Source organism: Pseudomonas sp. B21-051 (assembly GCF_024748795.1).
GTDB lineage: Bacteria > Pseudomonadota > Gammaproteobacteria > Pseudomonadales > Pseudomonadaceae > Aquipseudomonas > Aquipseudomonas putida_A.
This window is the reverse complement of record NZ_CP087166.1, coordinates 5967625-5990059: the sequence shown is the minus strand read 5'-3', so window position 1 is coordinate 5990059 and position 22435 is coordinate 5967625. Positions and strand designations below refer to the sequence as shown.

Below are 22435 nucleotides of genomic sequence, written 5' to 3'. Positions count from 1 at the left end.
CATTGCCGGTTTCGGTGTCGAAAACACGAGTTGCATTCCGGCTTGCTGGAGCGTCTGAAACGATAGTCTCGGCTAATTAAATCGATAGCCTGCTATTTTTCAAGGATGGTCTACCCTCAGATCTGACGTCTGAAACAAGGGGGGATTTTTCCATGCTCGCGCAACTTCCACCGGCCTTACAGAATCTGCAGCTTCCGCTTCGCTTGCGACTCTGGGATGGTCATGAGTTCAATCTGGGGCCGACGCCCAGCGTTACCATCGTGGTCAAGGACCCGACGATGGTCACCCAGTTCACCCATCCAAGCCTCGACGCGCTAGGGGCGGCGTTTGTCGAAGGCAAGCTCGAACTGGAGGGCTCGATCAGCGAGGTCATCCGGGTCTGCGACGAATTGAGCAGCGCCTTGCTCGATGAAGATGAAGGCGCTCAGCCAGTGCGGGCGGTGCACGACAAGGAAACCGACGCCAAAGCCATTTCCTATCACTACGACCTGTCCAACGCGTTTTATCAGCTGTGGCTGGACAGCGACATGGCGTATTCCTGCGCGTATTTCGAAACCGGCAGCGAAACCCTCGAACAGGCGCAACAGGCCAAATTCCGCCATCTGTGTCGCAAGCTGCGTTTGCAGCCCGGTGATTACCTGCTTGATGTCGGTTGTGGCTGGGGCGGCTTGGCGCGATACGCGGCGCGTGAATTCGGCGCCAAAGTGTTCGGCATCACCCTGAGCAAGGAACAGCTGGAACTGGCCCGTGAGCGGGTCAAGGCCGAGGGTCTGGAAGATCAGGTTGAACTGCAACTGCTCGATTATCGCGATCTGCCGCAGGACGGGCGTTTCGATAAGGTCGTCAGCGTCGGCATGTTCGAACACGTCGGTCACGCCAACCTCGCTGAATACTGCAAAGTCCTGTTCGGTGCAGTGAAGGAGGGCGGTCTGGTGATGAATCACGGCATCACCGCCAAACACACCGATGGTCGTCCGGTAGGACGCGGCGCTGGCGACTTCATCGAGAAATACGTGTTCCCCAACGGCGAGCTGCCGCACCTGGCGATGATCTCGGCCGAGATCAGCGAAGCCGGGCTGGAGATTGTCGACGTCGAAAGCCTGCGTCTGCATTACGCGCGCACGCTGGATCACTGGAGCGAGCGGCTGGAGGACAACCTCGAAGCGGCCGGGAAACTGGTGCCGGATCAGGCATTGCGCATCTGGCGGCTGTATCTGGCCGGGTGTGCCTATGCGTTCGCCCGTGGCTGGATCAATCTACACCAGATTCTGGCGGTGAAAGCGCATCCGGATGGCAGCCATGAACTGCCCTGGACCCGTGACGACATTTATCACCCTTGAGGCCTGATGACCGTTCGCTCATTCGAGCGAGCGGCCGGTCAAAGAATCGGTGAAATAAGCCGGGCGATCCGCATGCCGAGCTGTTGCAGGCGGTGGATCTCCCGGCTTTCTTCTTTGGCGACTTCATAAGCCTGCTCGAAATCATCGTTGAGCATACTTTCCACGTGGGCGGCGAATTCGCTATCGACGGTCAACAGCATCACTTCGAAATTCAGCCGGAACGAGCGGTTGTCCAGATTGGCGCTGCCGATGGCGCTGATTTCGCTGTCGATCAACACCACTTTCTGATGCAGGAACCCGGGTTCGTAGCGGAACACCCGCACGCCAGCGCGCACCGCTTCGAACGCATACAGGCTGGACGCGGCGTAGACGATGCGGTGATCCGGACGCGATGGCAGCAGCAGGCGCACGTCGACGCCGCGCAGCACCGCCAAGCGCAACGCGGCGAACACGGCTTCATCGGGAATGAAGTAAGGACTGGTGATCCACACCCGCTCGGTTGCTGCGTGGATGGCTTCGACGAAGAACAGTGAACAGGTTTCGTAGGCATCCGCCGGGCCGCTCGCCAGCAACTGACAGAGTACGCCGTCCTCCGGGTAAACATCCGGCAGGATCAGCGGCGGCAACGTCCGTGCAGCCCAGAACCAGTCCTCGGCAAACGACTCCTGCATGCAGGCCACCACTGGCCCGCGCACTTGCACGTGGGTATCGCGCCAGGGCGCCAGCGGCGGTTTCTCGCCCATGTATTCATCGCCGACGTTGTGCCCGCCGACAAAGCCGAGTACGCCATCGACCACAACGATTTTGCGGTGGTTGCGGAAATTCACCTGGAAGCGATTGAGCCAGCCGCTGCGTGTGGCGAAGGCTTTGACCTCGACACCGCCATCGCGCAGCGCCTGCACATAATTGTGGGGCAGGGCGTGGCTGCCGATCCGGTCGTAGAGCAGATGAATTACCACACCTTCCGCGGCCTTCTTCAGTAACAGGTCGCGCAGGCGCTGACCGAGGCGGTCGTCATGGATGATGAAAAACTGCACCAGTACGGCTTCGCGCGCTTGATCGATAGCCTGGAAAATCGCCTCGAAGGTCGCGTGGCCATTCACCAGCAGTTGCACTTGGTTGTTCGCCAGGCACGGCATGCGCCCCAGTTTGGGCATGGCGCGCAGCGAGGCGTAGGCATTCGAGGCGCGGGCGGTGAGGGCTTCTTCGACCCATGGGCGCCAGTTCAACTCGGAGATCGCCTGACGCATCTGTTCGTTGGCCTGACGCCGCGCCTTGATATAGCCGTCGAAGGTGCTGCGGCCGAAAACCAGATAAGGGATGAGGGTCAGGTAGGGAATGAAAATAAGCGACAATGCCCAGGCGATCGAGCCTTGGGCGGTGCGTACGGTCAGCACCGCATGGATGGCGGCGATCAAGCCGAGGCTATGTATCAGGGCGATCAGATAACCGAAAATGTGCGGTCCAAAATAATCCATGGGGCAGCCTTGCTCCTGAAGACTCAATGCGTAACAGACCATGTTCCGAGGCGAATGTCGCTATTTAATTGGTGCATGAACCGAAGCAATCGGCCGACGTCTAACGGCCACTACTGATCAGGAGTTTTTCGATGAACGTTCGTCTGCTGGGTTTGGCGCTGGGCCTGGGTTTGGCAATTCCGGTGGTTGCGCAGGCGCAAATGCTGCAGCCGGGGCTATGGGAAATGACCTCAAGCAACGTCAAGGTCGATGACCAGCCCATGGATGTGCAATCGATCCTTGGCCAGTTGCAAGGCCAGATGACCCCGCAGCAGCGGGCGGCGCTGGAAAAGAACGGAATCAATATCGGCGGCAAGGGCATTCGTGCCTGCCTGACGCCGCAGCAAGTGGCGACCAACGATATTCCCTTGGCCGATCCGCAGTCGGGCTGCAAACAGCAGATCACCGAGCGCACCGGCAACCAGTGGAAATTCCGCTTCAGCTGCCCGAAAGCGCAAGGCACCGGGGTTGCCACGTTCCTCAGTGATCGTGAGTTCACCACGGTGGCCAACGGCACGTTCAACGCCATCGGGATCAACCAGAAGGGCAGTCTGGAAACCCGTGCGGTGTGGTTGGGTCAGGATTGCGGCACTGTGAAGCCAAGAGCTTAAAAGCTTCGCGAGCAGGCTCGCTCCCACAGGGCCAGTGCGATTCCTTGTGGGAGCGAGCCTGCTCGCGAAGACGTCCTGTCAGACACCTGATCATTCAGCGCATAAACCACAGCGCCAGCCCCTGACATCCTTCGTTGATACGCTGCTCTCGCCAGGCAATCTGCCCCGACACCAACGTGGTATTCACCCGATAGCGAAAAGTCTTGTCAGCGAACGGCGTCCAGCCGCACTGTGACAGAATCGGTTGCCGCGACACTTCAAGAGCCGCTGGCTCAACCAGCACCAGATCCGCCCAATACCCCTCGCGCAAATAACCCCGATCCGGAATCGCAAACAGATCCGCCACGCGATGGCTGGTCTTCGCCACCAACGTGGTGATCGGCAGCACGCCATCGGCCACCAGCTCCAGCAGTGCCGGCAAAGCGTGTTGCACCAGCGGTAAACCGGACGGCGCATCGGCATACGGGCGCTGTTTTTCTGCCCAGGTATGCGGAGCGTGATCGCTGCCGATCACATCCAGTCGATTGCTCAACAAGGTCTGACGGAGCGCGTCTCGGTCGGCTTGTGTCTTGATCGCCGGGTTGCATTTGATCAGGTTGCCGAGGGCCGGATAGTCACGGTCATCGAACAGCAGATGATGCAGGCAGACTTCGGCCGTGATGTGTTTCTGGGCGAGCGGCTTGTCCTCGAACAACTCGAGTTCGCGAGCGGTGGTCAGATGCAAAACGTGCAGGCGGGTGCCGTGACGTCTGGCCAGTTCCACCGCCAGCGAAGAGGAGCGGTAGCAAGCCTCGGCATCGCGAATCAGTGCATGGATATTCGCTGGCAGGTGTTCGCCGAGGCGTTCGCACAGACGTGCTGCATTGGCCTCGATGCTCGGCGTGTGTTCGCAATGCGCCAGCAGTATTGTCGGCACTTCGGCGAATAAACGCTCGAGAGTCCTCGGATCGTCCACCAACATGTTGCCGGTGGACGCGCCCATGAACACTTTGACCCCGGCCACTTCGCAGGGGTTGAGTGCGGCGACGGTGTCGAGGTTGTCCCGGCTCACTCCGAAATGAAAGCCGTAGTTGGACACAGAGTTGATTGCCGCCCGACGCTTTTTATCCGCCAGTGCTTCGAGGGTGAGGGTGGCCGGTCGGGTGTTGGGCATGTCCATGAAACTGGTGATGCCGCCCGCCACCGCTGCGCGCGACTCGGTGTGGATGCAGCCCTTGGCCGGCGCCCCCGGCTCGCGAAAATGCACCTGGTCATCAATCATCCCCGGTAACAACCATTGACCGTTGGCGTCGATTTCCACACGGGCATTTTCACCGTCGATGCTGCGCGCGATCTTGACGATGCGGCCATGGCTGACCAGCAGATCACCGTCGAACTCGCGTCCTTCATTGACCAGTCTGGCGTTGCGAATCAGCACACTGCTCATGATTCAGAACTCGTTCTGCAAGGCTTTGTAGCCGCGTACCAGATCGACATTGGTGCGTGCCACGTCTTCGGAAAACTCCGAGGCGCTGACACTCACCGGCGGGAACTGCGAGAGGTCGGTATTGGGACCGATGCGGGTGGTGGAGGGCACGTAGAACGCGTCCGGCAAATCGCGGCCATCGACCACCGAATTGTGCCGCACCACACAGCCGTCACCGACCACGCAATTGAACAGGACGCTATTGAAGCCGATGAACACTCGGTCGCCGACTACGCACGGGCCGTGCACGATCGAGCGGTGAGCGATTGAGGTGAATTCGCCGATGGTCACGGCAGCGCCGGATTTGGAGTGGATCACCACGCCGTCCTGGATGTTCGAATTGGCGCCGATGGTGATCGGCTCCATCGCTCCCGTGGCGTCTACTTCATCGGCGCGGATCACCGCGTAGGGGCCGACGAAGACGTTCTCGCCAATGACTACCTTGCCGCAGATGATTGCGGTTTTGTCGACGTAGGCCGACTCGGCAATTTGCGGAAGATCGCCGGAAGGATTTTTACGGATCATGGCTGGCTCAGTGCGTCGTAAAGGGTGTTGAGGTTGTATTCGAACAGTCCGGTAAAGGTGCTGGCCGGACCACTGGCAGCGAGGGCATCGGAGTACAACGTGCCGCCGATGTACGCGCCGCTTTCCTCGGCGATCTGCTTGAGCAGGCGCGCGTCCTTGATGTTTTCCATGAACACCGCTTTGACCTTGGCCTTACGGATCTGGGTAATCAGTGCGGCGACTTCGGCAGCCGAAGGTTCACGCTCGGTGGACAGACCTTGCGGCGCCATGAAGTCGATGCCGTAGGCCTGACCGAGATAACCGAAGGCATCGTGACTGGTGACGATTTTGCGATTGCCCGGTGGCAGCGAGCCGAGCTTGGCCTTGGCTTCGGCGAGCAGGGCGTAAATCTGTTTCAGGTAGGTCTGGCTGTTGCGTTGGTAGTCGGCCTTGTTCGCCGGGTCGGCGGCGATCAGCGCCTTGGTGATATTGGCGATGTACAGCTCGGTGTTGGCCAGATTGTGCCAGGCGTGCGGGTCGGGAATGGTCTCGCCGGCTTCCTCCAACGAGCGTGGAATCACGCCATGACTGGCACTGATGACAGGGGCTTTGGTCTCGGTGCTGGTCGCCAGGCGATCGAGCCAAGGCTCGAAACCGAGGCCGTTCTTGATGATCAGTTTGGCTTTAAGCAGCGCTTTGGCGTCGTCCGGTGTCGGTTCATAGGTGTGCGCGTCGGCGTCCGGGCCGACCATGTTGGTGATCTGGACATGCTCGCCACCCACCTGGTGAACCATATCGGCGAGGATGCTGAAGCTGGTGACCACCGGCAATTTTTCCGCCGCCGACAACGACATCGACAGCAGCAGGCCGAACAACACGAGTAGAGCGCGCATCGGGAAACACCTCATTGGGATGTGAGCAAAGGCGGGCGGCGCAGCAAACCGTGCACCGGTCCGAACACCACGGACAGCAGATAACCGATACCGGCCACCAGCACGATCGCCGGACCACTGGGCAGCGAGTAGTAGAACGAGATCAACAATCCGCACCACACCGAGAGGCAGCCGATAAGCGCCGAGATGGCAATCAGGCTCGGCAGGCGACGACTCCAGAACCGTGATGCGGCGGCGGGCAGCATCATCAGGCCGACCACCATCAAGGCGCCGATGGCCTGGAAACCGATCACCAGATTGAGCACCACCAAGGTCAGGAACACGCCGTGGGCGAGGGGGCCGAGGCGGCTGACGGTTTGCAGGAATAGAGGATCGAGGGTATCGAGCAGCAGCGGTTTGTAGATCAAGGCCATGGCGACCAGACTCAGTCCCGACACCCACAACATTCCGTTGAGGGTCGGACCGTCGACGGCGAGCGCTGAGCCGAACAGCAAGTGCAGCAGGTCCAGGCGCTTGCCGGCGATGCCAAGAATCAGCACGCCGCTGGCGAGTGAGATCGGATAGATCGCCGCGAGGCTGGCGTCTTCGCGCAGACCGGTGCGACGGGTGATCCAGGCGGCGAGACCGGCCATGCCCAGGCCGGCGCCCAGACCACCGAAGGTCAGCGCGGGCAGACTCAGACCGGCGAACCAGAAGCCCAGCGCCGCTCCGGGGAGGATGCCGTGGGCGACGGCGTCACCGATCAGGCTCATGCGCCGCAGGATCAGAAAAATGCCGAGTGGCGCTGTGCTACAGGCCAATACCAGTCCGCCGAGCAGCGCTCGGCGCATGAATACGAACTCGCTGAACGGTTGCCAGAGGTGGGCGACGGTGAGCATCAGGCCACCTGCATATCGGGTTTTTGCTGGATCAGTTCGGCACTGGGTCCGAACAGGCATTCGCGGTTTTTGATCAGCAGTGTCTGCGGGATTTGTTGGCGGACGGCGGCGAGGTCATGGCAGACCATCAGCAGTGTTCGTCCTTCGGAGTGCCAGGCATGTATGTGTTGCCAGAGTAACTGCTGGCCCAGTTCATCGAGTGCGGCGTGGGGTTCGTCGAGCAGCAGCAATTGGGCGTCGGTCAGACTCAAGCGGGCGAGCAGGGCGCGCTGCAACTCGCCACCGGAAAGGGCCATCAGCGGACGTTTTTCCAATCCGCTCAAGTTCCAATTTTCCAGGGCGTTGACGAGTCGTTGCGCTCGCAGTTGCGTCGACAGTCGACGGCCCCAGAAACCCGCGGCCACCAGCTCTTCGAGGCTGATGGGGAACTGTCGGTCGAGGTGTTGCTGTTGCGGCAGGAACGCCAAACCGCCCTGACGTGGAACACCCAGTGCGACCTTTCCCGATAACGGCTTCTGCAATCCGGCGATGACTTTCAACAGGCTGCTCTTACCGCAGCCGTTGGCGCCGATGATGGCGCTGAGGCTGCCGTGTTCCAGCGAGAGGGTCAGTGGCGAAGTCAGTGGTTGGCCGGGTGCGCCCCAACTCAAGACGTGGCAACGGATCATGCGAGTTCTCGGTGCCAGTGGCTTTCGGCGACCGCGTCGTGGGCGTGCAGGCTTTCGGCGTGGATCACTCGCAGGTGGAATCCACTCACCCCGGGGGAGCGACGCAGGGCCAGGTTGAGTCGTCGCGCGGCGTCTTCGCAGAACATCAGGTTCTGTCCATTGGCCAACGCGAAGGCTTGCTCGTCGGCGCGTTTCACGGCGGTTTGTACGGCGGTGCCGAGCGCCGCTTCGGCATCATTGATGATCACACTCAGGGGTAGCTCGTCGATGAACTCGTCGAGGTGCATATGAAGATGCGCGGTGCTGCGTTGGCTGTGCGGGGTGGCGACAATGCCTTGGCTTGATCCTAGCCAAGCCAAAACCTCGGCATGTTGCAGTGGCTTGTTGGCGAAGTCATCGATGAATTGCTGCTGAATCAACTGTCGCGCCAGCGCTGCTGAACAGGGGCAAGTTGAGGAGTAGGGCACCTCAATTTTCAGTTCCACGTGGAACACTTTGTTTTTCAGGCTCGCAAAAATGCTCACTGGGTAGCTCTTCCAACCGGCCAGAGGGCTGACTAAGGCAGGCCTTTTCAGCAGCACTTCGCAGTGGATTTTCAGGAAGGCGTTTTTGGATAAACCGTCGTGGCTGACCCGAAAATCTTCGAGAACCTGGCGTAATAAGGAGGGTGAGAGGTCCTGCCGCTCAAGTGCCGCCAGTGCGAGGTATAGCCGCGACATGTGAATGCCGCGCGCTTCGCCATCATCGAGACTCACGCCTGCATCTGCTTTTGCGCTCAGACGTTGGCCTTGCAATAAAACAGGCAGAGCAATGCCGCACATTCCCACCCAATCAAGCGGTAACGCCTGGCGAGCGGCTTGAGTCGCAATATCCGGAAGTGTCAGCGAATTCATGTTCAGAACCATCGTGTTGATTGAGTTAGATGTTACATTATAACAATTCAAATCACGATGCCTTTTTCATGAACAGGCTTTCATATGCACCGACGTCATCTGCTCAACCTGCTTCTGGCCAGCACGGCTTTGGCTTTTCCCTTCACCGTTTCGGCTACGCAAATTCGCAATGCACGCCTCTGGCGTTCGGATGACAAGCTGAGATTGGTGCTCGATCTGAGCGGTCCGGTGCGCTATAAAACCTTTTCGCTGAGCTCTCCAGAGCGTTTGATCATCGACCTTTCCGGGGCGAGTTTGAGTGGCGATTTCAGTCAATTGACGGTTGCCGATACGGCTATTCGTTCGATTCGATCAGGGCACTTTGGTCAGGGTGATACACGGATCGTTCTCGACCTGCACCATCCGGTGCTATTGAACAGCTTCCTTTTGGCGCCCCAAGAAGGCCAAGGACACCGCTTGGTGCTTGATTTGGTAAACGCCAAACAGGCATCAAGTCCGGCAATGGTTCCACGTGAAACACCCTCGAATCAGGCTCACCCTAAGCGCGACATCATCGTTGTCGTTGATCCCGGGCACGGCGGAAAAGACCCAGGTGCGGTCGGCGCCAAGGGTGAGCGAGAAAAAGATGTGGTTCTTGCCATCGCTCAGTTGCTCGCCAAACGCCTGAAAAGGGAGAAAGGCTTCGACGTAAAACTGGTGCGCAATGACGACTTCTTCGTGCCGCTTCGCAAGCGCGTGGACATCGCTCGTCAGCACAAGGCCGACATGTTTATCTCGGTCCACGCCGATGCGGCACCGCGTCTTACTGCGTCGGGAGCGTCTGTGTATTGCCTGTCCGAAGGTGGTGCAACGTCAGCGACTGCGCGCTTCATGGCGCAGCGGGAGAACGGAGCGGACTTGCTCGGTGCCACCAGTCTGCTCAATCTCAAAGACAAAGATCCGATGCTCGCGGGCGTGATCCTCGACATGTCGATGAACGCCACCATCGCCGCCAGTCTGCAACTCGGCAGCACCGTTCTCGGCAGTCTGGCAGGCATTACCACGCTGCATCAGAAGCGCGTGGAACAGGCAGGATTTGCCGTGTTGAAGTCGCCGGACGTGCCGTCGATTCTGGTAGAAACCGGCTTCATTTCTAACGCCCGTGACAGCCAGCGCCTGGTCACGCCTCGACATCAGCAAGCCGTGGCGGATGGTTTATTCGAAGGGCTGCAGCGTTACTTCCAGAAGAATCCGCCAGTGGATAGCTACATCGCCTGGCAGCAGGAGCAGCGAAAGGCGCAGGTTTAGCAGCCGGTGATCCGACTGCAGGTGAACTTGGCGCTACTGCCACCAGAGCTGGAAAAGCGATTGATCGTCGTCCAGCCGACGCGACGGGTGTAGCCGACCCAGGCTTCGCCGTCAGAGGCGATCCCGGTGAAGAACGTTAGTTGGCCGAAGCGGCTGTTGGTCTGTGCCCAGTAGCGATTGCCGTCCTTTTCAAAACCACGCAAGTAAATCGTGCTGCCCACCGTGTTCACGCTGTAGGCATTGCCCTGCGCGTCGATGCAGGCCAGCAGATTGGCGCTGCGTGTGCAGTTGGCGAGTGCAGGAATTTGTCCCCATGCGTTGGCCCACGATAGCAACGCGAGACTCAGCAGCAAGCATTTCAGGGCAGTTTTCATCTCGATTTCCGATGGGCAGATTGCGTGCAGACTCTAGCGTTTTATCGATTTGGGCAAGAGCGGGGCTGGCTTATTCATATTGTTATACTATAACATAAAATTGAATTAAGCCTGAGCTTGCCAGGTTAAAGCGTCTGCTTCTGCCAAAGCGCTGTTTTGAAGCACCAGAACTCGATGCGCTGCGCCAAACCAAGTGAAAGCGCACATCGGCCACCATCTGATGAGGATTATCCAATGTCATCTCCGCTTCCCGTGACCGTTCTCTCGGGGTTTCTCGGCGCCGGAAAAAGTACACTTTTGAATTACGTACTACGTAATCGAGAAGGCTTGCGTGTTGCGGTCATCGTTAACGATATGAGCGAAATCAATATTGATGGCAGCGAAGTCCAGCGCGATGTCAGCCTTAACCGTGCGGAAGAAAAACTGGTGGAGATGAGTAACGGTTGTATCTGCTGTACGTTACGCGAGGACCTGCTCGAAGAAGTTGGCAAACTCGCCCGCGAAGGCCGTTTCGATTACTTGCTCATCGAATCCACCGGCATTTCCGAACCGCTGCCGGTAGCCGAAACGTTTACCTTCCGCGATGAGCAGGGCGAGAGCCTGGCTGACGTCGCGCGGCTCGACACCATGGTCACGGTAGTCGACGGCGTGAATTTTCTCCTCGACTATCAGGCTGCCGAGAGCCTCGCGTCCCGAGGCGAGACCCTGGGCGATGAAGATGAACGCTCGATCACCGATCTGCTGATCGAACAAATCGAGTTCGCCGATGTACTGCTGATCAGTAAGATCGACCTCATCAGCCGCCAGGAGCGCGAAGAGCTGATGGCCATCCTCAAACGCCTCAACGCCCAGGCGGAAATCATCCCGATGGTGATGGGCGAGGTGCCGCTGGAGCAGATCCTCAACACCGGGCGTTTCGATTTCGAGAAAGCCGCTCAGGCCCCAGGCTGGTTGCAGGAATTGCGCGGTGAGCACGTGCCGGAAACCACGGAATACGGCATCGCCTCGACGGCCTACCGCGCACGCCGCCCGTTCCATCCGCAGCGCTTTTTCGACTTCATCGATCGTCCATGGCCGAACGGCAAACTGCTGCGCTCCAAAGGCTTCTTCTGGCTCGCCAGCAAACCTTCCGACGCAGGCAGTTGGTCGCAGGCCGGCGGTTTGATGCGCCATGGTTTCGCCGGTCGCTGGTGGCGTTTCGTGCCGAAAAACCAATGGCCGCAGGATCAGGAAAGTACCGCAGCGATCATGGAGAACTGGACACCGAGCGTCGGAGATTGTCGTCAGGAGCTGGTATTCATCGGCCAGAACATCGACTTCGTACAGCTCAAGTCGGAGCTCGATGCCTGCCTGCTGACTGATGAAGAAATGGCCATTGGCGCAGATGGTTGGCGCAGGCTGCCGGACCCGTTCGGCCCTTGGCACGAAGAGGCCGCCTGATGCTTGCGCTCAAACTGCAGCAAAACCGGGTGCGCCATCAGCATCAGGGGGCGACGCCGAAAACGCTGGCGCGAATCCTCGAAGACGACGTCAATCTCGCGGTCTGGCAGCGTCAAATGCCGCTGCACATCGCCGATTTCGCAGAGTTGCTGCTGTCGCTCAACGAGCCTTTGGCGGAATCACTGTGCATCGAATTGCCGAATGAAGATGCCGACCCAGACCTGCAAGGACTGGCCGCCGGGTTCCGTGATCTGCAAGGCTACGAGGGCTTCATCGCGGACCTGCAATGGCTGGTGAGTGCCTTCGCCTGTCTGCTGGGCGCTCGCCGCATCGGTTTGCGCCTGCGGGTGTTGGACAAAGCCATGTGCCCACGCTTCCACGTCGATCATGTGCCGGTGCGCTTGATAACCACCTATGCCGGAATTGGCAGCCAATGGCTCAAGGAAGGGGTGATGGATCGCGAGCAGTTGGGCCAGGCCAACGCTGAGCCACACGGCATGAGCCAAATCCAGCAACTCAAGCGTGGTGATGTGGCGCTATTGAAAGGCGAGAAGTGGCACGGCAATGAAGGCTATGGCCTGATTCATCGCTCCCCGCAACCGGCGCCGGGTGAGCGACGTCTGCTGCTCACCCTCGATTGGCTCGGCTGACGGCTCAAGGCTTGAGCCACTTGCCCTGGCTCTGGCCTTCGCAGTACGGCTGCAAATACGCCGCGTCGGAGGCGACGCCGTAATAGTGGATATCCTGGCGATAGGGCATATTGGCGACTTGCGCGTTGCTGCACACGCCGAACGCGCCGCTCGGGCATTGATCGACGTACTGCACCTCGACTTTCTGCCCGGCCAGCGTCGGTTGGCAGAAGCCGTCGCTGAACAGTTTCTCGGGAATACTGCGGTTCTGCTGGCAGACTTTGACGTCGAGTCGCTCGCCCTGGCTGTGCACCACGCAAGCCTGGGCCCATGCTTCGCTCGACAGCAGCATCAACAGCAACGACCATCCCATCCAACGCATGTCCAATCCCCTCAGAAAACGCCCAGTCATGTTGCAGAACATTCCTACCCATGTCATCGCCGGCCCTTTGGGCGCCGGCAAGACCAGCCTGATTCGCCAGCTCATGGCCCAACGGCCGGACGGCGAGCGCTGGGCGGTGCTGATCAACGAGTTCGGTCAGATCGGCCTCGATGCTGCGTTGCTGACCCGCGACGCCGATGGTATCGCACTGGGCGAAGTCGCCGGAGGGTGTCTGTGTTGCGTGAATGGAGCGCCGTTTCAGATCGGCCTCGGCCGTTTGCTGCGCAAGGCCAGGCCGGATCGGCTGTTCATCGAGCCGTCCGGACTGGGCCATCCGGCGCAATTGCTCAAGCAGTTAGGCGAGGCGCCGTGGTTGGGTGTGCTGGCGCTGCAGCCCTGCGTGTTAGTGCTGGATGCCCAGGCGCTGGCCGCCGGGAAAGCCTTGCCGCCCGCTCAGCAGGAGGCTTTGGCCAGCGCCGGCCTGCTGTTGCTGAACAAGGCAGAAAGTCTGGATGAGGCTGCACGGCAGACCATCGTCGAGCGTTTGCCGGCAGTCAAAATGATCTGGACGCAGCAGGCGCAACTGTCTTTACGCGAGTTGCCGGGTGTCACGGCGCAAGCAATGGCGGGTGTGGATAACCTCGTCGTGCCGCAGGGGGCGGGACCGATTCCGGCGCTCTGGAGCGATCCGGCCGTGCCGATCTGCCTGAGTCAGGCACAGGAGGGCGGTTGGAGCATCGGCTGGCGTTGGCACCCGGGACAGACGTTCGATACGCAACGTCTGAGCCGATGGCTGCAGAGCCTGGACTGGCGGCGGGCCAAACTGGTTATCCACAGCGCCGAGGGCTGGGTATCGGCCAATGCCCTGGATAACGCTGGCCTGGATTGGCAACCCAGCGAGTGGCGACGGGATTCACGTATAGAGCTGATTTTTGCCGATGCGCAAAGTATCGATGCTTTGCAGTCAGGCCTGACGCAATGCCGGGTGCAGACGGGTTAGCTCAAGGCTTCCACTTGTTGTGTTCCTGGCGCCACTGGCTCAGTTCGATCACTTCGGCCCTTGGGCGGGTAACTTCGACCACCGGCGGCGTGTCGTCGAACGGTGCCGGGTAGGGCGCCAGTTCGATCTGTGCGCTGTGCGCGCCAAACTGGGTGATGGTGCCGTTGTGCCGGGTTTCACCGGTCACAGTGAACTCGAAGTTATAGACCCGGGCCAGGCGCCGCCGCCCGCTGGCATCCTTGATCAAACCGATTTTTTTCAACGCGACGTTACCGTCCAGCAGTTCGACGCCGACGTTGATGCAATGCTGCTTGACCCGCTCCAGCGCCCGCTCGCGCAAGCCGTGGTTGTGCCATAACCATGCGCCGGCAGCGGCGAACAGCATCAGCACGAAGATGTTTTCGAGGGTCAGCATCAACAGGAAACTCCAAAAGATAAGCTCAGCTTAACTGCGTCGCCGGTCTGTCGTATAGGCTGTGTTTCGTCGCATACTGCGCGGCTTGAATTTCAATCGTTTTACGGAATAACCCGAATGAAACGTACGCCTCATCTGCTCGCCATTCAGTCCCATGTGGTCTTCGGCCACGCCGGCAACAGCGCTGCCGTGTTTCCGATGCAGCGGGTCGGGGTGAATGTCTGGCCGCTCAACACCGTGCAGTTTTCCAATCACACCCAGTACGGGCAGTGGGCCGGTGAAGTGCTGGCGCCGCACCAGATCCCCGAACTGGTCGAAGGCATTGCCGCCATTGGCGAGCTGGGCAACTGCGACGCCGTGCTTTCCGGTTATCTGGGCAGCGCGGCGCAGGGCCGGGCGATTCTCAGTGGCGTCGAGCGCATCAAGTCGGTCAATCCGAAGGCGTTGTACCTGTGCGACCCGGTGATGGGTCATCCGGAGAAGGGCTGCAGTGTGCCGGCCGAAGTCAGCGATTTCCTGCTGGAAGAAGCAGCAGCCGTGGCGGACATCATGTGCCCGAACCAACTGGAGCTGGACAGCTTCTCCGGGCGCAAGCCGCAGTCGCTGTTCGACTGCCTGGCGATGGCTCGGGCGTTGCTGGCACGTGGGCCGAAAGCGGTGCTGGTCAAGCATCTGGATTATCCGGGCAAGCCGGCGGATGGTTTCGAGATGTTGTTGGTGACCGCTGATGAAAGCTGGCACCTGCGCCGTCCGCTGCTGGCGTTTCCGCGTCAGCCAGTGGGTGTCGGCGATCTGACGTCCGGGCTGTTCCTCGCGCGGGTACTGCTCGGCGACAGTCTGGTGGCGGCGTTTGAGTTCACCGCAGCGGCGGTGCATGAGGTGCTGCTGGAAACCCAGGCGTGTGCCAGTTACGAGCTGCAACTGGTGCGAGCGCAGGACCGGATCGCGCATCCGCGGGTGAAGTTCGAGGCGACCGCGATCAGTCTGTAACCAGCTAAAAGCGAAAAGATCGCAGCCTGCGGCAGCTCCTACAAGGTAAATGTTAATCCTCTGTAGGAGCTGCCGCAGGCTGCGATCTTTTGCTTTTGATCTCAGGCGTCGCCCTTGATCTCCTGATAACGCTTTTCCAGCTCCTGCCGAATCTGCCGGCGCTGCTGCGCCTGCATGTAGCGGCGCTTGTCTTCGCTGTTCTGCGGTTGCAGCGGCGGTACGGCGGCCGGTTTGCGCTGGTCATCCACTGCAACCATGGTGAAGAAGCAGCTGTTAGTGTGGCGCACCGAGCGCTCGCGGATGTTTTCGGTCACCACTTTGATGCCGACTTCCATCGAGGTGTTGCCGGTGTAGTTGACCGACGCGAGGAAGGTCACCAGTTCGCCGACATGGATCGGCTCGCGGAAAATCACCTGATCCACCGACAGCGTTACCACGTAGCGGCCGGCATAGCGGCTCGCGCAGGCGTAGGCCACTTCGTCGAGGTATTTGAGCAGGGTACCGCCGTGGACATTGCCAGAGAAGTTGGCCATGTCGGGGGTCATCAATACCGTCATCGACAGTTGGGCGTTTCCGGGTTCCATAACGTTCTCACGGATCAAGGCTGGATGGCTGGAAGCACCTCTGCGGGTGCCTGGTGGCTTTTTCAAAAGCACCGTTATCGGGACGCCAGACGACTGGCTGCCGTCACGCCGTGACCGATCTGTTTCCTTATATTGCACCGCCTTCCAGCCGGAAGTCGCGGTGTTAACCTGCAAAAGGCCCTGCCCAAGGGCAATTCCCACACGAAAAGCGGATTTTTACCCAGCTCGCTCAGACCTTTCTGATGTCTGACGGCGGGTCACGTCATACAAGGAGCCCACACCATGCATGCCATCAGCTTTATTCAGGACCTGGCAGTGATCATGTTGGTCGCAGGTGTGGTCACCGTGCTGTTTCACCGCTTCAAGCAACCAGTGGTGCTCGGCTACATCGTCGCCGGTTTCATCATCGGCCCGCACACACCGCCGTTTGGCCTGATCCACGACGAAGAAACCATCAAGACCCTCGCCGAGCTGGGGGTGATTTTCCTGATGTTCTGCCTCGGGCTGGAATTCAGCCTGCGCAAGTTGTTCAAGGTTGGCGCCACGGCGTTTATCGCGGCGTTCCTCGAAATCGTCCTGATGATCTGGATCGGTTACGAGATCGGCCGCTGGTTCGACTGGAACACCATGGACTCGCTGTTCCTCGGCGCGATCCTCGCCATCTCCTCAACCACCATCATCGTCAAGGCGCTCAACGACCTGAAGATGAAGAACGAGCGCTTTGCGCAACTGATCTTCGGCGTACTGATCGTCGAGGACATCCTCGGTATCGGCATCATCGCCTTGCTGTCGAGCATCGCGGTCAGCGGTACGGTCAGCTCCGGCGAAGTGTTCTCCACGGTCGGCAAGCTGTCGCTGTTCATGATCGTCGCGCTGGTGGTCGGCATTCTGCTGGTGCCGCGTCTGCTGGCGTATGTCGCCAAATTCGAAAGCAACGAGATGCTGCTGATTACCGTGCTCGGTCTGTGTTTCGGCTTCTGCCTGCTGGTGGTCAAGCTCGAATACAGCATGGTGCTCGGCGCCTTCCTGATCGGCGCGATCATGGCCGAGTCGCGGCAGTTGCTGAAGATCGAACGCCTGATCGAACCGGTTCGCGATCTGTTCAGTGCAATCTTCTTCGTCGCCATCGGCCTGATGCTCGATCCGATGATCCTGCTTCAATACGCGTGGCCGATTGCAGTCATTACCGTGGCGGTGGTGCTCGGCAAGATGTTGTCCTGCGGCCTCGGGGCGTTTATCGCCGGCAATGACGGACGCACCTCACTGCGTGTGGGGATGGGGCTGTCACAGATTGGCGAATTTTCCTTCATCATCGCCGCGCTCGGGATGACGCTGCAGGTCACCAGCAACTTTCTGTATCCCGTCGCGGTGGCGGTGTCGGTGATCACCACGCTGCTGACGCCGTATCTGATCCGTGCGGCCGATCCGCTGTCGATCAAGCTCTCGGCGGCAGTGCCCAAGCGTCTGGGCCGGGTGTTCGGCATGTATGGCGAATGGCTGCGCAGCATTCAGCCGCAAGGTGAGAGCGCGATGCTGGCGGCGATGATCCGGCGCATCCTGTTGCAGGTCGGGGTCAATCTGGCGCTGGTGATCGCAATCTTCTTCAGCGGCGCGTTCTTTGCCGGACGGCTGTCGGTGTGGATGCAGGACTGGATCGCTGACCCGAGCTGGCAGAAGGCGTTGATCTGGGGCGGGGCACTGCTGCTGTCGCTGCCGTTCCTGATTGCGGCGTATCGCAAGCTCAAGGCGCTGTCGATGCTGCTGGCGGAGATGGGCGTGAAGCCGGAGATGGCTGGGCGGCACACGCAGCGAGTGCGTCGGGTGATCTCCGAAGTGATCCCGATCCTCTCGCTGCTGGTGATTTTCCTGCTGTTGGCAGCCTTGTCGGCCAGTATTCTGCCGACCAACAAGTTGCTGGTGCTGGTGGCTGTAGTCGCGGCCGCCGTGGCGGCGCTGCTCTGGCGCTGGTTCATCCGTGTGCACACGCGGATGCAGGTGGCCCTGCTGGAAACCCTCGACAACCACAAGGAGTCGTCGGGGCACTGACCGACCCGGGCGTCTGGCGAATCAGCTTTCCAGCCAGACGTCCCGCGCCCAGTGCCACACCGATTCCCAGGACTCTTCGGTGATCAGCTCTTCTTCGCCGGACCACAGCACCACGGTGCCGTCTTCTTCGACGCAGTAGTAGTTGTCGCCGTCCTGGCAGATCGGGATCAGGTCGCGCGGTACGCCAGCGTCCCAGGCGTTGGCCGCGACATCCGGCAGGTAGGTGTGTGATTGCGGGTCGGTGACGGTCACCGGCTCGAGGCTGCCGTACACCACGTCGCTGACGGTCAGCAGAAACTCTTTGAAGACGAACGGGATGTTGATGAAGAGTTCTTCTTCGATCTCCACCAATTGGTCTTCGTCGGGCAACTCCAGGGGAACCGGTACGGGTTCGTTGGCTTCGCGCAGTTGTTCGATGATTTCTTCCACGTCCGGGATCCTCTTGCTTGAATGGCGCGGTTTATATGGGCCGGTTTATACAGTAGCTCGCTATAGATGCAACTGCGAAATAGAAAACCCCGGCCGAGGCCGGGGTTTTTATTACCACATGCGTAACGCGATGGGGATCAGCCGTTCTGGCGGATACCGGCCACCAGCCAAGGCTGGTTTTCGCCCTGTGGACGTTCCATGTTCCAGCTTTCGCTGAACACTTCGCCCTGGTCGAAACGCGAGGTCTTCGACACACCGCTGAAGGTCAGGGTGGCGATGGTCTTGTCGGCACGATCATCCACGCCGTCCAGCTGTACCTGCAAGTTGTCGATGTAGGTCGACTGGAAGCCGTCGCCCAGGTCCGCACGCTCACGCTTGAGGAAGTCGAGCATCTGCGGGGTCACGAACTCGGCGATCTTGTCCATTTCATTGGCATCCCAGTGCTGCTGCAGCGACTGGAAGTGGCTGCGCGCAGCGGCAAGGAAGTTCTGCTCGTTGAACCAGGCCGGTGCGTTGATCACCGGACGAGCGGCAACCGGCGCGGCCGAACCACCGAAGATCGAACCCATGGCAGCAGGCTTCTGCTCGAACACTTCACGCTGCATCGGCGCGCCGGCCGGAGCCAGGTGCTCCTGCTGCTTGCGTCGACGAGCGGCGATGAAGCGGAAGATCACGAACGCGATCACGGCCATGATCAGGATGTCGAAGATCTGCATGCCCTGGAAGCCGCCGCCCATGAACATGGACGCGAGCAGGCCACCGGCGGCGATACCGGCCAGAGGGCCGAGCCATTTCGAAGCGCCACCGGCCTTGGCCGCGGCACCGGCAGCGCCGGCTGCACCAGCGGTCGCTGCTGCGCCGCCCATGCCTGGGGAAGAAGGAGCCATCTGGCTGGTCTGGTGCGTCGGCGCAGCGCCGGCGCTTTTGCCACCACCAAAGCGCTTGGCGTTGGCGTCGAGGCTCATCGTCAGGCCGATGCACAACGCCATGGCGATGCTAAGAAAACGTTTCATAAAGGGAATTCCCGTTTGTGGAGACACGCGCGCCATGTTGCACAGCTGAAGTGTTACTGGCTAGCGAGAGAGTGTTTCGGGCTTTTGCCTGACAGGTTAGGTTCAGCTCCATCGAAGCAATAAGGCCATGTACTTTTGTTTGTAGGAAAATGGGATAGGTTCAGCGGGAAACCTGCTTATCGACGCAATGCCAACATCACCACACCAGCGGTGATCAAGCCGATGCCGCCCCATTGGCGCAGGTCGAGTTTCTCGCCCAGTAGGATCACGCCGAGCACCGCCACCAGTACCACGCTGAGCTTGTCGACTGGCGCGACCAGCGAAGCCGGGCCGACTTTCAGCGCGCGGAAGTAGCACAGCCACGACGCGCCGGTACCCAGACCGGACAACAGCAGGAACAGATAGCTCTTGGCGGAAATTGAACCCAGTGACTGATATTGGCCCGTTGCGTACAAAATCAAGGCCAGGCTGACCAGTACCACAATGGTGCGCAGCAGTGTAGCGAAGTCGGAATTGACGTTTTCGATGCCGATCTTGGCGAAGATCGCCGTCAGCGCGGCGAAAGTCGCCGAGAGCAGGGCCCAGAATGTCCAGGAAGAGAAGAAGCCTGAGCCCATTGCACTGTCCTTTCCCGAATGGGGTGTAAATCAAAAGATCGCAGCCTGCGGCAGCTCCTACAGGGGAGCGTGCTTATGCAGGAGCTGCCGCAGGCTGCGATCTTTTCGCTTTAGATAGCTTCCAGCTTGGCGTATCCCAGCATCAGCCACTTGCTGCCTTCGCTGAAGTTCACCTGCACCCGCGCCTGCGCGCCGGCGCCTTCGAAGTTGAGGATCACGCCGTCGCCGAAGATCGAATGTCGTACCGCCTGACCGAGGCTGAAGCCGGTTTCCGGGATCTCGCTGCCGCTGAACAGGTTGCTGCCGCTCATCGACTGGTTGCCGCCGAACGGTCGGCTGACGCTGTTCGACAGGCGCACTTCCTGAATCAGCCCCTTCGGCACTTCCCGTACGAAACGCGAGACTTTGTTGTAGGTTTCGCTGCCGTACAGGCGTCGGGTTTCAGCATAGGTCATCACCAGATTCTGCATGGCACGGGTGATGCCCACATAGGCCAGGCGGCGCTCTTCTTCCAGACGACCCGGTTCTTCCAGGCTCATCTTGTGCGGGAACAGGCCTTCTTCCATGCCCACCAGGAACACGTAAGGGAATTCCAGGCCTTTGGCGCTGTGCAGGGTCATCAGCTGAATGCTGTCTTCGTGCTCGTCGGCTTGAGTGTCGCCGGCTTCCAGCGACGCGTGGCCGAGGAATGCCGCCAGTGGAGTCAGCTCTTCGTCATCTTCGCTGTTTTCGAAGTTGCGCGCGGCGCTGACCAGCTCCTCAAGGTTTTCTACCCGGGCTTGGCCTTTCTCGCCTTTTTCCGCTTCGTGATAGGCGATCAGCCCCGATTGCTCGATGACGGTCTGAGTCATCAAGTGCAGCGGCATCTCCATGCACTTGGCGGCAAGGTTTTCGATCAGCTCGATAAACGCTCCCAAAGCGCCGGCAGCACGACCGGTCAGGCCTTTATTGGCGACCAGTTGGCGCATCGCTTCCCACATCGACACATCGCTGTGACGTGCATGGTCGCGGATCGCTTCGACGGTTTTTTCGCCAATGCCGCGGGCCGGGACGTTGATCACCCGCTCCAGTGCGGCGTCGTTGCCACGGCCTTCAAGTAAACGCAGGTAGGCCATGGCGTTCTTGATTTCCGCGCGTTCAAAGAAGCGCTGGCCGCCATAGATGCGGTACGGAATGCGCTCGCGCAGCAAGGCTTCTTCGAGAACGCGCGATTGGGCGTTGGAGCGGTAGAGAATCGCGATATCGCTACGGGCCAGGCCGGTTTTCAGCGCGCTCTCGATGGTTTCGACAACGTAGCGTGCTTCGTCGTGTTCGTTGAACGCGGCGTACAGGTTAATCGCTTCACCGTCGCCACCGTCGGTCCACAGCTCTTTGCCGAGGCGGCCGGTGTTGTTGGCGATCAGGGCGTTGGCCGCCTTGAGGATGCCAGCGGTGGAGCGGTAGTTCTGCTCCAGGCGAATGGTCACCGAGTCCGGGAAGTCGGAGGAGTACTGATGAATGTTCTCGATTTTCGCCCCGCGCCAGCCGTAGATCGACTGGTCGTCGTCGCCGACCACCATCAGGCTGTCGCCGCCCTTGCCCAGTAGGCGCAACCAGGCGTACTGCACGGCGTTGGTGTCCTGGAACTCGTCGACGAGGATATGACGGAAGCGCTTCTGATAGTGCGCCAGCAGACCCGGGTGATCGCGCCACAGGTCGAGGGCGCGCAGCAGCAGTTCGGAGAAGTCGATGACGCCGGCGCGCTGGCAGGCCGCCTCGTAAGCTTCGTAAATGCCGCGCATGGTCGCCAGATACAAGTCGCCGCTGGCCTGAATGTGTTGCGGACGCAGACCTTCGTCTTTCTGCCCGTTGATGAACCACTGGGCCTGACGGGCTGGCCAGCGTTGTTCGTCCAGTCCCAGCTCGCGGATCACCCGCTTGACCAGCCGCTGCTGGTCGTCGCTGTCAAGAATCTGGAAAGTCTGGCTCAAACCGGCTTCCTGCCAGTGCGCCCGCAGCAAGCGGTGCGCCAGGCCGTGGAAGGTGCCGACCCACATCCCGGCCGGGTTGATACCCAGCAACTGCTCGATGCGATGACGCATCTCGGCAGCGGCCTTGTTGGTGAAGGTCACCGACAGAATGGAGTGGGGCGAGGCGTTTTCGACCTGGATCAACCAGGCGATACGGTGCACCAGCACTCGGGTTTTACCGGAACCGGCACCGGCCAGGACCAACTGACGGCCAACGGGGGCTGCTACAGCCTGGCGTTGGGCATCGTTGAGGGAGTTCAGCAGAAGGGAGAGATCATCGCGCATCGGGGCATTCTAGGGTGCGCCGCAGGCCCGGGCAAACCGAGCTTTGCATTAGCCGATGAAAGTGCCGCCAATGACGACCGGTCGGTCACTGGCTACAGGCTTCGGCCCGCCTCACTCTGCGGGTTTTGCCAGTGATCGGACGGCGGAAAGTTTCCGGCAAATTATG

Annotated in this window: 23 protein-coding genes; 8 read left to right on the top strand and 15 right to left on the bottom strand. The window is 60.1% G+C overall.

Features of this window, described 5'->3' with window-relative positions; all coding sequences use genetic code 11:
• The first annotated feature begins 152 nt into the window (after positions 1-152).
• Positions 153-1340 (top strand): C17 cyclopropane fatty acid synthase CfaB, encoded by a 1188-nt coding sequence (cfaB, locus tag LOY52_RS27045; protein WP_258677435.1) that lies wholly within the window; start codon positions 153-155, stop codon positions 1338-1340.
• 38 nt (positions 1341-1378) lie between these two features.
• Here the strand turns inward: cfaB and cls are convergent, their stop codons facing one another.
• Entirely contained in the window at positions 1379-2818 is a 1440-nt protein-coding gene (cls, locus tag LOY52_RS27040; RefSeq protein WP_258677433.1) for a cardiolipin synthase, read from the bottom strand.
• 131 nt (positions 2819-2949) lie between these two features.
• Between cls and LOY52_RS27035 the strand changes: the two genes are divergently transcribed.
• Complete coding sequence (locus LOY52_RS27035) at positions 2950-3468, top strand: DUF3617 domain-containing protein (protein ID WP_198759167.1); 519 nt, start codon at positions 2950-2952, stop codon at positions 3466-3468.
• Positions 3469-3562: 94 nt separating this feature from the next.
• Here the strand turns inward: LOY52_RS27035 and LOY52_RS27030 are convergent, their stop codons facing one another.
• Genes LOY52_RS27030 through folE2 form a run of 6 tightly spaced genes read right to left on the bottom strand, consistent with a single transcriptional unit; the run spans position 3563 to position 8769 of the window.
• Positions 3563-4894 (bottom strand): dihydroorotase, encoded by a 1332-nt coding sequence (locus tag LOY52_RS27030; RefSeq protein ID WP_258677429.1) that lies wholly within the window; start codon positions 4892-4894, stop codon positions 3563-3565.
• A gap of 3 nt (positions 4895-4897) precedes the next feature.
• Positions 4898-5458: a DapH/DapD/GlmU-related protein gene (locus tag LOY52_RS27025; protein ID WP_258677427.1), complete on the bottom strand. Its 561-nt coding sequence runs from the start codon at positions 5456-5458 to the stop codon at positions 4898-4900.
• Positions 5455-6330: a metal ABC transporter substrate-binding protein gene (locus LOY52_RS27020; protein ID WP_258677425.1), complete on the bottom strand. Its 876-nt coding sequence runs from the start codon at positions 6328-6330 to the stop codon at positions 5455-5457. The genes LOY52_RS27025 and LOY52_RS27020 overlap by 4 nt, the downstream gene beginning before the upstream one ends.
• An 11-nt stretch (positions 6331-6341) precedes the next feature.
• The gene (locus LOY52_RS27015; RefSeq protein ID WP_258677424.1) at positions 6342-7208 is read right to left on the bottom strand and encodes a metal ABC transporter permease; all 867 of its coding nucleotides are present in this window, start codon (positions 7206-7208) and stop codon (positions 6342-6344) included.
• Positions 7208-7876: a metal ABC transporter ATP-binding protein gene (locus LOY52_RS27010; RefSeq protein WP_258677422.1), complete on the bottom strand. Its 669-nt coding sequence runs from the start codon at positions 7874-7876 to the stop codon at positions 7208-7210. The genes LOY52_RS27015 and LOY52_RS27010 overlap by 1 nt, the downstream gene beginning before the upstream one ends.
• Positions 7873-8769: a GTP cyclohydrolase FolE2 gene (gene folE2, locus LOY52_RS27005; RefSeq protein WP_258677420.1), complete on the bottom strand. Its 897-nt coding sequence runs from the start codon at positions 8767-8769 to the stop codon at positions 7873-7875. Before folE2 ends, LOY52_RS27010 begins: the two co-directional genes overlap by 4 nt.
• An 84-nt stretch (positions 8770-8853) precedes the next feature.
• Here folE2 and LOY52_RS27000 point away from each other — a divergent pair, with 84 nt between their 5' ends.
• Positions 8854-10056: an N-acetylmuramoyl-L-alanine amidase gene (locus LOY52_RS27000; RefSeq protein WP_258677418.1), complete on the top strand. Its 1203-nt coding sequence runs from the start codon at positions 8854-8856 to the stop codon at positions 10054-10056.
• On the opposite strand, the gene LOY52_RS26995 is transcribed toward LOY52_RS27000, so the two are convergent.
• Complete coding sequence (locus tag LOY52_RS26995) at positions 10053-10430, bottom strand: glutamine synthetase (RefSeq protein WP_258677416.1); 378 nt, start codon at positions 10428-10430, stop codon at positions 10053-10055. The genes LOY52_RS27000 and LOY52_RS26995 overlap by 4 nt on opposite strands.
• A 234-nt stretch (positions 10431-10664) precedes the next feature.
• On the opposite strand from LOY52_RS26995, the gene zigA reads away from it, so the two are divergent.
• Together zigA and LOY52_RS26985 are read left to right on the top strand one after the other, a co-directional pair.
• A complete protein-coding gene (gene zigA, locus LOY52_RS26990) occupies positions 10665-11870 on the top strand; it encodes a zinc metallochaperone GTPase ZigA (RefSeq protein WP_258677414.1) in 1206 nt (401 codons plus the stop codon).
• A complete protein-coding gene (locus tag LOY52_RS26985) occupies positions 11870-12520 on the top strand; it encodes a DUF1826 domain-containing protein (protein ID WP_258677413.1) in 651 nt (216 codons plus the stop codon). The genes zigA and LOY52_RS26985 overlap by 1 nt, the downstream gene beginning before the upstream one ends.
• Positions 12521-12524: 4 nt before the next feature.
• On the opposite strand, the gene LOY52_RS26980 is transcribed toward LOY52_RS26985, so the two are convergent.
• Complete coding sequence (locus tag LOY52_RS26980) at positions 12525-12881, bottom strand: NADH:ubiquinone oxidoreductase (RefSeq protein ID WP_134785034.1); 357 nt, start codon at positions 12879-12881, stop codon at positions 12525-12527.
• Between the two features lie 28 nt (positions 12882-12909).
• Between LOY52_RS26980 and LOY52_RS26975 the strand changes: the two genes are divergently transcribed.
• Entirely contained in the window at positions 12910-13881 is a 972-nt protein-coding gene (locus tag LOY52_RS26975) for a GTP-binding protein (RefSeq protein WP_258677409.1), read from the top strand.
• A 1-nt stretch (position 13882) separates the two neighbouring features.
• On the opposite strand, the gene LOY52_RS26970 is transcribed toward LOY52_RS26975, so the two are convergent.
• Positions 13883-14296: a DUF3301 domain-containing protein gene (locus tag LOY52_RS26970; protein WP_025112628.1), complete on the bottom strand. Its 414-nt coding sequence runs from the start codon at positions 14294-14296 to the stop codon at positions 13883-13885.
• A 117-nt stretch (positions 14297-14413) separates the two neighbouring features.
• On the opposite strand from LOY52_RS26970, the gene pdxY reads away from it, so the two are divergent.
• The gene (gene pdxY / locus LOY52_RS26965; RefSeq protein WP_027610337.1) at positions 14414-15286 is read left to right on the top strand and encodes a pyridoxal kinase PdxY; all 873 of its coding nucleotides are present in this window, start codon (positions 14414-14416) and stop codon (positions 15284-15286) included.
• A gap of 101 nt (positions 15287-15387) precedes the next feature.
• Here the strand turns inward: pdxY and LOY52_RS26960 are convergent, their stop codons facing one another.
• Positions 15388-15870: an acyl-CoA thioesterase gene (locus LOY52_RS26960; RefSeq protein ID WP_003229693.1), complete on the bottom strand. Its 483-nt coding sequence runs from the start codon at positions 15868-15870 to the stop codon at positions 15388-15390.
• 282 nt (positions 15871-16152) lie between these two features.
• On the opposite strand from LOY52_RS26960, the gene LOY52_RS26955 reads away from it, so the two are divergent.
• Positions 16153-17916 (top strand): cation:proton antiporter, encoded by a 1764-nt coding sequence (locus LOY52_RS26955; protein ID WP_258677407.1) that lies wholly within the window; start codon positions 16153-16155, stop codon positions 17914-17916.
• Between the two features lie 21 nt (positions 17917-17937).
• Here the strand turns inward: LOY52_RS26955 and LOY52_RS26950 are convergent, their stop codons facing one another.
• The 4 genes from LOY52_RS26950 to uvrD form a co-directional block, all read right to left on the bottom strand.
• Positions 17938-18345 (bottom strand): SMI1/KNR4 family protein, encoded by a 408-nt coding sequence (locus tag LOY52_RS26950; protein ID WP_024164487.1) that lies wholly within the window; start codon positions 18343-18345, stop codon positions 17938-17940.
• 137 nt (positions 18346-18482) lie between these two features.
• Positions 18483-19358, bottom strand: coding sequence for a Tim44 domain-containing protein (locus LOY52_RS26945; RefSeq protein ID WP_007962237.1), 876 nt, complete (start codon positions 19356-19358; stop codon positions 18483-18485).
• A gap of 176 nt (positions 19359-19534) precedes the next feature.
• On the bottom strand, positions 19535-19975 hold the full coding sequence (locus LOY52_RS26940) for an EamA family transporter (RefSeq protein WP_027610340.1): 441 nt from the start codon (positions 19973-19975) through the stop codon (positions 19535-19537).
• A 110-nt stretch (positions 19976-20085) separates the two neighbouring features.
• A complete protein-coding gene (gene uvrD, locus LOY52_RS26935; RefSeq protein ID WP_258677403.1) occupies positions 20086-22269 on the bottom strand; it encodes a DNA helicase II in 2184 nt (727 codons plus the stop codon).
• Positions 22270-22435 lie beyond the last annotated feature (166 nt).

Bases quoted from the DNA above. Each gene is read 5' to 3' on its own strand.
- cfaB (WP_258677435.1), top strand. From the start codon at position 153: ATGCTCGCGCAACTTCCACCGGCCTTACAGAATCTGCAGCTTCCGCTT.
- cls (WP_258677433.1), bottom strand. From the start codon at position 2,818: ATGGATTATTTTGGACCGCACATTTTCGGTTATCTGATCGCCCTGATA.
- LOY52_RS27035 (WP_198759167.1), top strand. From the start codon at position 2,950: ATGAACGTTCGTCTGCTGGGTTTGGCGCTGGGCCTGGGTTTGGCAATT.
- LOY52_RS27030 (WP_258677429.1), bottom strand. From the start codon at position 4,894: ATGAGCAGTGTGCTGATTCGCAACGCCAGACTGGTCAATGAAGGACGC.
- LOY52_RS27025 (WP_258677427.1), bottom strand. From the start codon at position 5,458: ATGATCCGTAAAAATCCTTCCGGCGATCTTCCGCAAATTGCCGAGTCG.
- LOY52_RS27020 (WP_258677425.1), bottom strand. From the start codon at position 6,330: ATGCGCGCTCTACTCGTGTTGTTCGGCCTGCTGCTGTCGATGTCGTTG.
- LOY52_RS27015 (WP_258677424.1), bottom strand. From the start codon at position 7,208: ATGCTCACCGTCGCCCACCTCTGGCAACCGTTCAGCGAGTTCGTATTC.
- LOY52_RS27010 (WP_258677422.1), bottom strand. From the start codon at position 7,876: ATGATCCGTTGCCACGTCTTGAGTTGGGGCGCACCCGGCCAACCACTG.
- folE2 (WP_258677420.1), bottom strand. From the start codon at position 8,769: ATGAATTCGCTGACACTTCCGGATATTGCGACTCAAGCCGCTCGCCAG.
- LOY52_RS27000 (WP_258677418.1), top strand. From the start codon at position 8,854: ATGCACCGACGTCATCTGCTCAACCTGCTTCTGGCCAGCACGGCTTTG.
- LOY52_RS26995 (WP_258677416.1), bottom strand. From the start codon at position 10,430: ATGAAAACTGCCCTGAAATGCTTGCTGCTGAGTCTCGCGTTGCTATCG.
- zigA (WP_258677414.1), top strand. From the start codon at position 10,665: ATGTCATCTCCGCTTCCCGTGACCGTTCTCTCGGGGTTTCTCGGCGCC.
- LOY52_RS26985 (WP_258677413.1), top strand. From the start codon at position 11,870: ATGCTTGCGCTCAAACTGCAGCAAAACCGGGTGCGCCATCAGCATCAG.
- LOY52_RS26980 (WP_134785034.1), bottom strand. From the start codon at position 12,881: ATGCGTTGGATGGGATGGTCGTTGCTGTTGATGCTGCTGTCGAGCGAA.
- LOY52_RS26975 (WP_258677409.1), top strand. From the start codon at position 12,910: ATGTTGCAGAACATTCCTACCCATGTCATCGCCGGCCCTTTGGGCGCC.
- LOY52_RS26970 (WP_025112628.1), bottom strand. From the start codon at position 14,296: ATGCTGACCCTCGAAAACATCTTCGTGCTGATGCTGTTCGCCGCTGCC.
- pdxY (WP_027610337.1), top strand. From the start codon at position 14,414: ATGAAACGTACGCCTCATCTGCTCGCCATTCAGTCCCATGTGGTCTTC.
- LOY52_RS26960 (WP_003229693.1), bottom strand. From the start codon at position 15,870: ATGGAACCCGGAAACGCCCAACTGTCGATGACGGTATTGATGACCCCC.
- LOY52_RS26955 (WP_258677407.1), top strand. From the start codon at position 16,153: ATGCATGCCATCAGCTTTATTCAGGACCTGGCAGTGATCATGTTGGTC.
- LOY52_RS26945 (WP_007962237.1), bottom strand. From the start codon at position 19,358: ATGAAACGTTTTCTTAGCATCGCCATGGCGTTGTGCATCGGCCTGACG.
- LOY52_RS26940 (WP_027610340.1), bottom strand. From the start codon at position 19,975: ATGGGCTCAGGCTTCTTCTCTTCCTGGACATTCTGGGCCCTGCTCTCG.
- uvrD (WP_258677403.1), bottom strand. From the start codon at position 22,269: ATGCGCGATGATCTCTCCCTTCTGCTGAACTCCCTCAACGATGCCCAA.